Here is a 12,195-nt window from a genome sequence, read left to right as displayed (position 1 = left end):
ACGTTCCTTATTCTTCTGCGTGACCGAAATCGGATGTACGACGGTTTTGGCCTTTTCGCGAACCATGACTGAGAGCAGCCTGAATCCGGTCTATCAGTTCTGATCGTTGATAGGGTTTTCCCAAAACCTCAAAACTGTTGTTCTCCGGAGCATTCAGAGACATTTCGTCGTTGTAGCCTGTCGTCAGAATGACGGGCGTGTCTGGACTCAATACCGTGATTTTCTCCGCGAGCACCAGACCATTGGGGCCGCCCGGCATAATGACGTCAGAAAAGACAGCATTGAAAGGCTGTTCTTTGGAAAGCGCCTTTTCGAAAACATCCAGTGCTTCTACGGCATTCTGAGCGATGGAGACCTGATATCCGGTTTCCATAAGGGATTCCGCAGCAAACTGGGCGATATCAGAATTGTCCTCCACAACCAGAATACGTGGAGAATTCGGAAGTTCTGCAACGGGATGGGCTTTGTAGCCTGTATGGCCTGCAGCAGGTTCGGCACGCTCCTTCGGTGTATGGACCGGAAAAATCATACTGATGCTTGTGCCACGCTCGGGCTCGCTTTCAATCTCCAGACGTCCCCCCGACTGCTGGACAAACCCCTGCACCATCGCCAGCCCCAGCCCGGTTCCCTGCCCTGATGGTTTTGTCGTGAAAAACGGCTCCGTGGCCCGCTGGACAATATGCCGAGGCATGCCCTGCCCTTCGTCCATGACGGTCACAATGACATAATCACCCGGCTTGAGACGACGTGCTTCTGCGTCTCCGTTCAGATGAATCAGTTTTGTCCTGATCGTAATGGAATCGCCTGCCGAGGAAGCAGCCCGTGCGTTGGAAATCACGTTCAGCAGGGCCATTTCGAAGTAATTCGCGTCCAACCTGACGTTCGGCAGCCTGAGCTGCAGATTAAGATATAAGGCAATCTGACTTCCGGCAGATGTCTCGATCAGCTCCCTGAAGGAATTGATGAGACTGCTCAGATTGTTTTCGGTCGGATCAAGTCTGTTCCGGCGTGCGAAGGACAGCAGCTGGCGCGTGAGCTTTGCGCCACGATCTGCCGCCTGCTCGGCAATCATGTGCTGTCGGTCAAAGGCCTGATGATCCAGGCGTTTTTCTTTCATCCGCTGCAGACTGTTATTCAGGATCTGCAGCAGGTTATTGAAATCATGCGCAAGTCCGGCTGTAAGCTGCCCTATGGCCTCCATTTTCTGCCCCTGCCGGAGGGCCATCTCACTCTCTCGGCGCTTTGAAACGTCAAGCTGGCTGGCAAAGAAGTAAATGAGCTCGCCATGTTCATCAAAAACAGGGCCCATGAACACAGCATTCCAGAAAGGTTTTCCGTTCCGCCGGTAATTGAGGATTTCCAGAGCAACCGGTTTGCGATCAGCAATCGCCTCTCTCAATTGCCGGACATCATTAGGATCGGTTCCCGCCCCCTGCAGAAAGCGACAGTTCCGTCCCACGACTTCACTGGCCTCATATCCGGTCAAATCCAGAAAGGCGTTGTTGGCAAAAACAATGGGACAGTCAGGCAACCTTGGGTCCGCCAGAATCATGGGCATTCTGGTCATTTCGACCGCTGCGAAGAAGACGTTGCTCCTGTTTTCCAATGTCGGATCGCTGATGGCCGCCTGAGCCCAGTGACGGGGCTCCAGATCGCCCAGGGCTTCCAGATCTTCACTGGAGGGTTGCCTCGCTGATGCCTGAGAAAACGGCAAGTTCTCAGAATTTTTATCTTGGGTGTTCATGATGCACGCCAGCGAGGTTGAAGCAATTTGAACTCTGTTCATGTCACGAACCGGCCATTAACATCAATGAAACTAAAGGAAATTTTTGGGTAAATATTAAGGTCCTGCAAAAATCAGGCCCGATACAATGCAATACAGAGCGTTTTCAATCAGAGAACCGCCCCTGAAAGACACTTCATTTCCATTTCCTGTCCACACTCGCTGCAATATAAATATGCTGGCGTAAGCAAAGCCGATACAGTCGCCATTTTCACTAACAGGGGCGGTGCTAACGCGCAGTCGTCGACTCGGGATTATTTTTCCGATTCTAAAATTTTCCTTATGCCATTTGTCTGCGAATAAGGTTGAAGGTTCGTCTGCCCTGTCCGCATACTCGGCAAAATGATGCTGTTCTCTTTTCCGACTTCTATATGACAGGCCAGCAAAGATCCCTGTTCGGGCTTGCAGGGATCATTACCCTTTCCTTTGCCACAGAAATGAACGAGCAGGTTTCTGCCCAGGCACTGCCGGACATTGCCGGCGCCCTGGGGCTCAGCATGGACTCCCAGCGCTGGTTTTCGAGCCTCTATGTGACGGCCGAAATCATCGGAATGTCGGTGTCACCATGGCTTGCCGTGACCCTGACCCTGCGCCGGTTTTCATTTTTCGTGGCAATCCTTGCAGTTCTGGCGTCCAGCCTTATTCCGTTCACCTCGACCCTGTCCCTGCTGTATATCCTGCGTGTCTTTCAGGGGCTGGCCGGTGGCTTTACCGTTCCTCTCCTGATGACGATCGCCCTGCGTGTCCTCGCCCCGCCCATACGGCTTTATGGTCTGGCGGCCTATTCCCTGACTGCCACGTTCTTTCCCAATCTCAGCATGACATTCGCCGGATTGTGGACTGATCTCGTGGACTGGCGGTTCGTCTTCTGGCAGTCGATCCCGCTCTGTACCCTGTCCTTCCTGCTGCTGTGGTATGGCATGCCGGTTGATCCGCCGAAGCATGAGCGGTTCTGGAAGTTTGACTGGAAGGGCTTCCTGCTGATCGTCTTTGGAATGGGTTCTTTCTCGATCATGCTCCAGATGGGCGACTGGATGGACTGGTTCAACAGTCCCTTCATCTGTGTTCTGGGGTTGATGAGCCTTGTCTGCATCCCGCTTTTTGTCCTGAACGAGTGGTTCCACCCCCTTCCCCTGTTCAAGTTCCAGCTCCTTGGCCGTCGTAACTTCGCCTATGGAGCCAGCACTCTACTGACCTTCGTCGTCATTTCCCTGTCGTCTTCCACTCTGCCAGCGTCCTTTCTGCAATCCGCCGCGGGTTACCGTCCGGAGCAGATCTATCCTGTCACGCTCGAGATCGCGGGTCTCCAACTGGTGATGCTGCCCCTGATGGCGGTCGTGCTGAACAAGACCTGGGTTGATTGCCGCATTGTCAGCTTCATCGGCATGACCTGCATCCTGACCGCGTGCATCGGTGATTTCTTCCTCACCTCCAACTGGAACCGTGATCAGTTCTATCTGTGGCAGGGGTTGCAGGGCATTGGGGACGCTATGATCGTCATGCCTTTGCTGATGATGTCCACAAACACGCTTGATGCTTCGGAAGGACCTTTTGCTTCGGCCATGGTCAATACGCCGCGTGCCGTCGCGGAAGCTGTCGGGATCTGGCTGCTCCAGCTCATGCATCGTGAACGCGGCTCGCTTCATTCAGACCGGATTGCCGATCGTCTTGGTCAGGTCCGCTACAGCCTGGTGCAGGGAAACAACCCTGTTCTGCAACGTCCTGCTCCTCTCACACCCTCCGGCCAGCCTGCTTATCCCGGCAGCATGACCGCTTTGCATGCCCAGATGACCCGACAGACCACAACCCTGACCTTCAGCGATGACTGGGTCGTGCTCGGCAGCCTCGTCGTGTTTCTGATGATCTGGGTCTGCGTACTTCCGGTTCGAACCTATCCCCCCCGTATCGTGTTTCAGTCGAAATAACTTCAGAAGCCTTCCCGCCAGGCGGCAGGGAAAGAAAGGAATTGCCGCAGAATGGCGGATCAGAACGACAAATCTTCCCCAAACCCCCAGGAAGAGGAGAAGAAAAAGAAGCAGGACCAAAAGCACCGTACCATCACCCGCTGGCTGTTCATCGGCGGCGGCTTGATCGTCCTGATCTTTGTTGTCGTCGTTCTGGCCATTATTTTCGTGCCCAACCGCCATGTCTGGACTGATGACGCCTATGTCACGGCGCATTACACCGTCGTCGCCCCCCGTATCGCTGGACAGGTCATTGCCGTGGACGTGACGGACAATCAGCCTGTGCGGGCCGGACAGGTGCTCGTCGAGCTGGATCCTCATGATTACCAGACCACACTGGACCAGAGCCGTGCGACGCTCGTCCGGGATGAGGCGCTCGTGCAGGACGCTGCCGCCAGCGTGATACGGCAGCCTTCGATCATTGATGAGAATATCGGGGAAGCCGCCCGCATTCGGGCCCAGCTCGTTTTCGCCCGTCAGAACGACCAACGCTATACCAATCTGGCCCGTACGGGCGCCGGCTCCACGCAGGAACATCAGCAGTCCACGGCCAATTTGCGCGAGATGGAGGCCACGCTCCAGTCCCTTGAAGCGCGTATTGCGGCTGCCCGCGCCCAGATCCCCATCCTTCAGGCCCGTCACAAATCCGCGCAGGCGACGGTGGAGATGGATCGCGCCCATGTTCATCAGGCCGAACTGAACCTGTCCTATACCAAGGTCCGCGCACTGGAAGACGGCATGATCGGTGAACGCAGCGTCCAGACCGGAAACTACGTTGCTCCGGGTGCCGCGCTGATGGCGCTCGTCCCACTCGACCAGATCTGGATCCGCGCCAATTACCGCGAACTTGCCCTGCATCACATGCGCCCCGGCCAGCCCGTCAAAATTCACGTGGACGCCTATGACATGACCCTGAACGGGATCGTGGACAGCATTCCGCCAGCCTCGGGCGCCGTCTTTGCCCCGATTGCACCGGAGAATGCGACCGGAAACTTCACCAAGATCGTCCAGCGTCTGCCGGTCAAGATCATTCTTGCACCGAATCAGTCGCTCGCACGTCTGCTGCGGCTTGGTTTCTCCGTGGAAACTACCGTCGATACCAATCTTGATAATGTCACGGCCGAACAGCTTCAGAGCCCCACGAGTGTGACGGCGCCGCCACCATCTTCCACCCCGGTCGTTACACCATGAAATCCCGGTCTGTTTCCGCATTGCTGACCGGAAGTCTGGTGCTCTCGGCCTGTGCCATGGGACCGAATTTCCATCGCCCGACCATGAACGCTCCCGCCAGTTGGGGACCCGAGCCTTCCAGCGGAAGTCAGACCTATGCGGGGGCTGTCGATACGCAGTGGTGGCAAAGCTTCCATGATCCCGAACTGAGCAGCCTTGTCAGTCGGCTCGGACAGCAGAACCTCGATTTGCAGATCGGCGCCGAACGTATCAGCGAAGCCCGTTCGCAGATGAAGGTGGCTGCATCCGCGGGCCTCCCGCAAGCCAACTGGTCCGGCTCCTACGCCTATCGGCAGCTCAGCAAGCAGGGCATTTTTTCCCTTGCCGAACCGCGTCCCGGTTCGAGCATGAACTTCAATCTGTATGAAAACGTCCTGAGCACCAGCTGGGACCTGGATCTGTTCGGCACCATCCGCCGCAGTGTCGAGGCCCAGCGGGCGAATGAGACAGCGACCCTTGCCGCGCGTCGCGCCACGGCCCTCGCAGCTGTCAGCGACCTGGCGACAAGCTACATGCAGCTCCGTGGTATCCAGCAGCAGCAGGCCATTCTTCGCTCAAACATTGCTCTTGCCCGGACGAGCCTGAAGCTGGTGCAGGACCGCTTTGCCAATGGCGTCGCCACAAATCTGGATGTCTCACAGGCTGCTGCACAGCTTGCGAGCATGAGCGCGGATCTGCCCGGTCTGGAAAACTCGGAAGCGGCTCTTATCAACGCTATCGGCCTATTGCTGGCAGAGCCGCCCCGCGCCCTCGAAGCCGAACTGGGACCTGCTTCCATTCAGCCCCCCCCTTCCCGCCAGCGTTCCCGTGGGGCTGCCGTCAGAACTGACCCGTCGCCGCCCGGACGTGCTTCAGGCTGAAGCTCGGCTGCATGCCGCGACTGCCGAAGTCGGTGTGGCCACGGCGGCTTTTTATCCGGACATCACGCTCGCCGGGAACATGGGCACGGAGTCCTTTTCCGCTGCCGATTTCTTTTCCCTGCCCGCAAAGCAGTTCAGCGTTGGTCCCACACTGAATGTTCCGGTTTTCGAGGGTGGGCGGCTGATTTCAACACTTCAGTTCCGCAAGGCGGCGCAACGTGAAGCCGTGCTGACCTGGCGCAATACAGTTCTGAATGCCTGGCGTGAAGTCGATGACGCCATGACGGCCTATGCCAAGGCACAGTCCACGCACAGCCTGACGGAGCAGTCTTTCTTCCAGAACAGGGCTGCCTTCAACGCCGCGCGTGAACGCTACCAGCAAGGGGCCACTGATTATCTGAACGTCGTGGCAACAGAGGCGGCCCTGCTTTCCAGCCAGTCTGCCCTTTCCATCAGTCAGACGCGGACGGAAACGACGCTTGTGGCGCTTTACCGCGCTCTGGGTGGGGGATGGCAGTATGCCGAAACGCCTTCATCGGCGTCCCATTCATGACTCTGCCGGTTTGCAGGATTTTCAGCGCTAAGCTCAGGCGACCCGGCTGATCCGGTCCGCGCCCCAGACATAGGCTGATGATCCATCTGCAAACAGGCCGCTGAACGCAGGATCAGAAACATCCAGTCCGCCTGTATAGGACCCAAGCGCTGGCAGAATGAGACGGTCCGGCCCTTTCACGAAGCAGGAGCGGCTCATGGCATGCCCTCTGATCCGCATTCTGATCTTTGGATGCAGATGCCCGGCGAGTTCTGCTTTCCCCATGGGAACTGTTTCAGACGGGATATGCCGCAGGATCAGATTGCCGGAACGATAGTCTTCAAGCCATTCACCCGCGATCTCAGGAACTGGAAGGGCGTCGTGATTGCCCGTGATCCACAGCAAGGAAGTCTGTGAGGCGATCGTCCGGAGCATCGTCTTTTCAATATTTAGGAGACGTTCTCCGGCTTTGACATCATGAAAACTGTCTCCAAGCGCAATCAGAAGCTGGGGCTTATAATCCTTTACGAGGCGCTGCACCTTCTCCAGCGTTGAAACCGTATCTCCGGGCGGAAGCAGGAGGCCGCGTGTCCGGGCGGAAGTCCCCTTCCCCAGATGCAGATCCGCCACTACAAGCGTCTGCGTCTCAGGCAGGAAGACGGCACCGCCCGCAAGGAGCCATATCCGCTCGTCTGCGAGTTCGATTTCCCGAAATGTCATGGTGTTGCCGCCAGTTCATAAAGCCTGTCCGCTTCCGCCAGAAGATAATCTTCACCTTCCCCGCCGCGAATTTTCTCGCGTCCCTGTTCAAGCAGAACGGGCACCGCAAGCGGCGAGACATGCGGAAGGCTGACATGTTCGATATGCCCCTGGATACGCTCCAGCATGTCTGACAGGCGGGCCAGATCGGTCAGGCCTTCAGCAGCCTGCAAACGTGTAGCCCGCAGAAGAATATGATCGGGATCGTATTTCCGCAGAACGTCATAAAGCAGATCGCTGCTGATCGTCATCTGGCGTCGGTTTTTCTCCCGTCCCGGATAATTCCGCTCCACAAGCCCGGCAATGATGGCAACGTCCCGGAATGTGCGCCGCAGCATTGAGCTTTCATCCAGCCATTCCGTCAGACCGCCTTCCAGCAGGGTTCTGCTGAACAGATCGGTTATGGAACCGGGCGGATGAACACACCAGCAGGCCACCATGTAGTCGTTGGCCACAAATCCCAGTGGTCCTTTTCCCGTGTCTTCCAGCCTTTTGGTCAGCAGAAGTCCAAGCGTCTGATGCGCGTTCCGCCCTTCGAAAGTATATGCCACCAGATAGTGCCATCCACGATGCGGGAAGGTCTCGACCAGAAGCTGATCCGGTTCAGGCAGACGGGAGCGCTTTGCCTGCAAGGTCAGCCAGTCCCGCACGGATGGTGGCAGAACGTCCCAGGATGACGGCGCATGCAGTATTTCCCGGACATGTCGGGCCAGACCGGGTGAAATGGAAAGCTGGTTTCCGCCATAGACCGGCACTCGGGGGTCCTTGCCGCGACCCCGGGCGGCCTGCACGGTGGTATCCTGCATTCCCAGAAATTCAAGCAGTTCCCCGCCCAGCAGGAACGTGTCTCCCGGGACAAGCGTCGAGGCGAAATACTCGTCGATTTCCCCGAATGTCTTGCCGCGCCGAGATTTGACGCGAAGCAGCGGCGTATCGACGATCGTTCCGATATTCATCCGGAACTGACGGATGATCTGCTCATTGCGGACCCAGAGCTGCCCCACTGAATCCCGGAAAAGGCGCTGGTGACGGTCATAGGCCTGCAACGCATAGCCGCCGTCTTCGACAAAGCGGATGATGTCGTCAAAATCGGTGCGTGATAGCTGGCTGTAAGGTGCCGTGCGCCGGACTTCTTCGTAGAGCGCGTCCGGAAAGAACGGGCCTGCACAGGCCGTGACCAGAACATGCTGGGCCAGCACGTCGAATGTTCCTGCACGCGGCGGGGTACCATCCAGCTCATGGCGGAGAACCGCTTCTCTGGCAGCCTCACATTCCAGCACTTCAAACCTGTTGGCCGGTGCGAGAAGCGCACGCGAGGGCTCGTCCATCCGGTGGTTGGCCCGGCCAATTCTCTGTGTCAGGCGGGAAATCTGCTTTGGCGCCCCCACCTGAATGATCTGGTCCACCGCACCCCAGTCCAGTCCCAGATCGAGCGAGGATGTCGCGACAACCGCACGCAGAGCGCCCTGTGCCATGGCCTCTTCGACCTTTGCCCGTCTCGTCGTATCCAGACTGCCATGATGCAGCCCGATCGGCAGGTTTTCCGTATTGTCTTTCCACAGGGCCTGAAACAGCAGTTCCGCCTGCGCCCGGCTGTTGACGAAGACGATGGTCAGGCGGGCGGCGGCAATCGCTGTCAGGATTGCAGTGGCGCTTCCCAGACCGGTCCGGCCCGCCCAGGGCAGATACCCCCGCTGATCCGGCAGGAGCACATGAACGTCGGGACGCACTCCGTCTTCCGCCGTGACAATCCGCACGCCTGACGCATGCCCTGTCGGAGACACCCACGCCGCAATGGCGGAAGGGTGCGCCACCGTTGCGGATAATCCACTGCATCGCATTGCAGGTGCAAACGTTCGCAGGCGGCTGGCACACAGGGCGAGTTGATCGCCCCGCTTGGTGCCGGCCAGCGCGTGGACTTCATCAATGATCAGGGCGCGGAGCGTGGAAAAATATTCAGCAGCGTCCGGGTATGACAGGAGCAGCGCCAGACTTTCCGGCGTCGTCAGGAGAATATGTGGTGGATTTTTCTGCTGTCTTTTCCGGCGGGCTGCGGACGTGTCTCCGCTGCGGACTTCAATGCGGACGGGAAGGCCCATCTCCATGATCGGACGGGACAGGCTTTCTGCGATATTGGTTGAAAGCGCTTTGAGGGGACTGACATAGATCGTGTGCAGCCCGCCTTCAGCATAAGAGCCTTTTGCCAGCTCGATGAGACTGGGCAGGAAGCCTGCCAGTGTCTTTCCGCCGCCGGTTGGCGCGATGAGAAGTGCGGAAACCCCGTCTTCCGCCGCCTGCAGCATGGCCAGCTGATGAGGCCGTGGGGTCCAGCCCTGTTGCAAAAACCAGGACTGGAAAGGTTCGGGAAGATGGATGCTCATTTCTTCAAGGAACGCATACGTGTTTCGCGGGTTCTTTTCCTGTTCTCGAGGAGTTGACGGAGAAGACTTGGGTGGACTGGCTTGAACTGAAACCGGAGGGCCTTTTCTGTGTCCCCGGTGAATTCTACATCGACCCGCTTCAGCCGGTGGCCCATGCCGTCATTACCCATGGTCATTCCGATCATGCCAGACCGGGCCATCAGCACGTCACCGCCACGCCGGAAACCCTGTCGATCATGCGCCTGCGCATGGGCGAGGATCGCGCCGGGGAAAACCAGCAGGCTCTGGAATATGGAGAAGTCATATCCGTTGGCGCGGTAAGGCTCTGGCTTGCGCCAGCGGGACATGTGCTGGGCAGCGCCCAAATCGTCATGGAGTATCAGGGACAACGCGCCGTCGTCAGTGGCGATTACAAGCGGGCTCCCGATCCGACCTGCACGCCTTTCGAAGTCGTCCCCTGCGATCTGTTCGTGACGGAGGCGACCTTCGGTCTCCCTGTCTTCCGGCTACCCGATCCTGCGCATGAAATCGGAAAACTGCTTCATGACGTCCGCCTCTTTCCGGAGCGGACGCATGTCGTGGGCTGCTACGCGCTCGGCAAATGCCAGCGCCTGATCGCACTGCTTCGGAATGCGGGATATCACGAGCCGCTCTGGCTTCACGGCGCTCTCCTGCCGATGTGCAGCCTGTATGAGGGTTTTGGTATCCAGCTGGGAGAGCTGAAATCTGCCACTGCGGCAAAGAAAGGCGAGATGCGCGGCGGCATTGTGCTGGCGCCCCCTTCTGCCATAGCCGACCGATGGGCGCGGCGCCTGCCGGATCCTGTTGTGTGTCTGGCGTCCGGCTGGATGCATGTCCGGCAAAGGGCGAAGGCGCGCGGGGTGGAGCTTCCTATGGTCATCAGCGATCATGCGGACTGGGATGCCCTGCTGGATACGTGTCAGGCGACGGGAGCAAAGGAAATCTGGGTGACGCATGGCCGTGAAGAAGCGCTGATCCATGCTTTGGGAAAACTTGGAATCCGTGGCCGCGCCCTTCGGTTAATTGGTTATGAAGAAGACGATGAGCAGGCAGAAGAGGACGCCGTGGCATGATCGAGTTTGCCACCCTTCTGGAACGTCTGGCCTTTACGCCTTCGCGAAACATGAAGCTTGCTCTGCTGAAAGAGTATTTCGCCATGGCGCCCGATCCGGACCGGGGATACGCTCTCGCGGCAATGGCCGGAAGCCTGTCGTTTGCGGCGGCCAAACCGGCCATGCTCCGGGCCCTGGCGATGGAGCGGATCGATCCCGAACTCTTTGCCTGGTCTTATGACTATGTCGGAGACCTTGCGGAAACGGTTGCATTGATCTGGCAGCCCGAAAGCGAGACGCATCAGAGCGAGGCCGCCCCCGGTCTGGCGGAGGTCGTGCATACGCTGGATCGCCTGCCCAAGGCAGATGTACCAGATGTTCTGAGACGATGGCTCGATGCCTGCGATGCCTCATCACGCTATGCGCTTCTCAAGCTCATCACCGGCTCCCTTCGCGTCGGCGCATCGGCCCGGCTGGCGAAAACGGCACTGGCCGAACTGGCTTCCGTAGCGCCCGACGACATCGAGGAAGTCTGGCATGGACTGAAGGCCCCCTATGGTGCCCTTTTTGCGTGGATTGAAGGGAAAGGCCCGAAACCGGATGCGAAGGATGCGCCTGTTTTCCGCCCCCCCATGCTGGCCCAGCCTCTGGAAAATGTTGATCTTGCCGCATTCGATCCAGCCGAATGGCGGGCGGAATGGAAATGGGACGGCATCCGCGTCCAGCTTGTCTCGGCCCCGCAGGGTGAGCGTGTCTATACCCGGACGGCCGAGGATATCGGCAAGGCCTTTCCGGACGTGCTGGCCACAATGCAGGATCTGGGCAGCAGGGTCGTTCTGGATGGTGAGCTTCTGGTGGTGCGAGATGATGTTGTCGCATCCTTTGCCGATCTCCAGCAGAGACTGAACCGCAAATCGCCCACGGCCTCCATGCTGCGTGACATGCCCGCCGGGATCAGACTGTATGACATCCTGTTTGAAGATGGTGAGGATCTGAGGCCTCTGCCTTTCGACATCAGAAGGCAAAGACTGGAAAGCTGGTTCGCACGCCTCAATCCACCGCGGATGGTCCTGTCCGATCTCATTGCGTTCCGGAACTTCGAAGATCTGGCCAAACTCCGCGACAGCGCGCGGAGTGAAGGTATTGAAGGGCTGATGCTCAAGAAAGCTGACAGCCCCTATTTGCCCGGTCGTCCCCGCGGTCCGTGGTGGAAATGGAAACGCGAGCCTCTGACCGTTGATGCGGTGGTCATGTACGCGCAACGCGGTCACGGTAAACGCAGCAGCTTCTATTCCGACTACACCTTTGGCCTGTGGCGCACAGTCGACGACAAGCGGGAGCTTGTGCCGATCGGCAAGGCCTATTCAGGCTTTACGGATGAGGAGCTCAAGTTCCTGGACAAATGGATCCGCGACCACACAACCAAGCGTTTTGGCCCGGTTCGGGAAGTCGCGCACGGGCTGGTTCTCGAAATCGCTTTTGATGCCGCGCAGTATTCCAAGCGCCATAAAAGCGGTGTGGCGCTCCGTTTCCCACGGGTCGCCCGCATCCGGACCGACAAGCCCGCAGAGGAGGCCGATACGCTCGAAGACTTCATCCATGCGTTTCTGTAG

Annotated in this window: 9 protein-coding genes; 6 read left to right on the top strand and 3 right to left on the bottom strand. The window is 58.2% G+C overall.

Features of this window, described 5'->3' with window-relative positions; all coding sequences use genetic code 11:
• Positions 1-7 precede the first annotated feature (7 nt).
• Positions 8-1,786 carry a PAS domain-containing protein gene (locus GRO01_RS04735; protein WP_244926368.1) on the bottom strand — a complete coding sequence of 593 codons (1,779 nt, stop codon included), beginning with the start codon at positions 1,784-1,786 and terminating at the stop codon, positions 8-10.
• Between the two features lie 368 nt (positions 1,787-2,154).
• Here GRO01_RS04735 and GRO01_RS04730 point away from each other — a divergent pair, with 368 nt between their 5' ends.
• Genes GRO01_RS04730 through GRO01_RS13550 form a run of 4 tightly spaced genes read left to right on the top strand, consistent with a single transcriptional unit; the run spans position 2,155 to position 6,390 of the window.
• The gene (locus GRO01_RS04730; protein ID WP_062509049.1) at positions 2,155-3,708 is read left to right on the top strand and encodes an MFS transporter; all 1,554 of its coding nucleotides are present in this window, start codon (positions 2,155-2,157) and stop codon (positions 3,706-3,708) included.
• A gap of 51 nt (positions 3,709-3,759) precedes the next feature.
• A complete protein-coding gene (locus GRO01_RS04725; RefSeq protein WP_062508836.1) occupies positions 3,760-4,938 on the top strand; it encodes an HlyD family secretion protein in 1,179 nt (392 codons plus the stop codon).
• Positions 4,935-5,837: a TolC family protein gene (locus tag GRO01_RS13555; RefSeq protein ID WP_231490223.1), complete on the top strand. Its 903-nt coding sequence runs from the start codon at positions 4,935-4,937 to the stop codon at positions 5,835-5,837. Before GRO01_RS04725 ends, GRO01_RS13555 begins: the two co-directional genes overlap by 4 nt.
• A complete protein-coding gene (locus GRO01_RS13550; protein ID WP_231490225.1) occupies positions 5,785-6,390 on the top strand; it encodes a TolC family protein in 606 nt (201 codons plus the stop codon). The genes GRO01_RS13555 and GRO01_RS13550 overlap by 53 nt, the downstream gene beginning before the upstream one ends.
• Before the next feature lie 33 nt (positions 6,391-6,423).
• On the opposite strand, the gene pdeM is transcribed toward GRO01_RS13550, so the two are convergent.
• On the bottom strand, positions 6,424-7,089 hold the full coding sequence (gene pdeM / locus GRO01_RS04715; protein ID WP_062508838.1) for a ligase-associated DNA damage response endonuclease PdeM: 666 nt from the start codon (positions 7,087-7,089) through the stop codon (positions 6,424-6,426).
• Positions 7,086-9,509 carry a ligase-associated DNA damage response DEXH box helicase gene (locus GRO01_RS04710; RefSeq protein WP_083541337.1) on the bottom strand — a complete coding sequence of 808 codons (2,424 nt, stop codon included), beginning with the start codon at positions 9,507-9,509 and terminating at the stop codon, positions 7,086-7,088. The genes pdeM and GRO01_RS04710 overlap by 4 nt, the downstream gene beginning before the upstream one ends.
• 71 nt (positions 9,510-9,580) lie before the next feature.
• Between GRO01_RS04710 and GRO01_RS04705 the strand changes: the two genes are divergently transcribed.
• Both GRO01_RS04705 and GRO01_RS04700 read left to right on the top strand, forming a co-directional pair.
• Entirely contained in the window at positions 9,581-10,603 is a 1,023-nt protein-coding gene (locus GRO01_RS04705; RefSeq protein ID WP_062508842.1) for a ligase-associated DNA damage response exonuclease, read from the top strand.
• Complete coding sequence (locus GRO01_RS04700; protein ID WP_062508844.1) at positions 10,600-12,195, top strand: cisplatin damage response ATP-dependent DNA ligase; 1,596 nt, start codon at positions 10,600-10,602, stop codon at positions 12,193-12,195. Before GRO01_RS04705 ends, GRO01_RS04700 begins: the two co-directional genes overlap by 4 nt.

It is taken from the genome of Gluconobacter roseus NBRC 3990 (genome assembly GCF_006538885.1).
In the GTDB taxonomy this organism is placed as follows: Bacteria; Pseudomonadota; Alphaproteobacteria; order Acetobacterales; family Acetobacteraceae; genus Gluconobacter; species Gluconobacter roseus.
Note: the sequence above shows the minus strand (reverse complement) of the source record. Positions and strands in the feature narration are given on the sequence as shown.

What these genes read in the sequence shown, in the direction of transcription:
- GRO01_RS13555 (WP_231490223.1), top strand. Translation starts at nt 4,935, where the DNA reads ATGAAATCCCGGTCTGTTTCCGCATTGCTGACCGGAAGTCTGGTGCTC.
- GRO01_RS04725 (WP_062508836.1), top strand. Translation starts at nt 3,760, where the DNA reads ATGGCGGATCAGAACGACAAATCTTCCCCAAACCCCCAGGAAGAGGAG.
- GRO01_RS04730 (WP_062509049.1), top strand. Translation starts at nt 2,155, where the DNA reads ATGACAGGCCAGCAAAGATCCCTGTTCGGGCTTGCAGGGATCATTACC.
- GRO01_RS04700 (WP_062508844.1), top strand. Translation starts at nt 10,600, where the DNA reads ATGATCGAGTTTGCCACCCTTCTGGAACGTCTGGCCTTTACGCCTTCG.
- pdeM (WP_062508838.1), bottom strand. Translation starts at nt 7,089, where the DNA reads ATGACATTTCGGGAAATCGAACTCGCAGACGAGCGGATATGGCTCCTT.
- GRO01_RS04735 (WP_244926368.1), bottom strand. Translation starts at nt 1,786, where the DNA reads ATGAACAGAGTTCAAATTGCTTCAACCTCGCTGGCGTGCATCATGAAC.
- GRO01_RS04710 (WP_083541337.1), bottom strand. Translation starts at nt 9,509, where the DNA reads ATGAGCATCCATCTTCCCGAACCTTTCCAGTCCTGGTTTTTGCAACAG.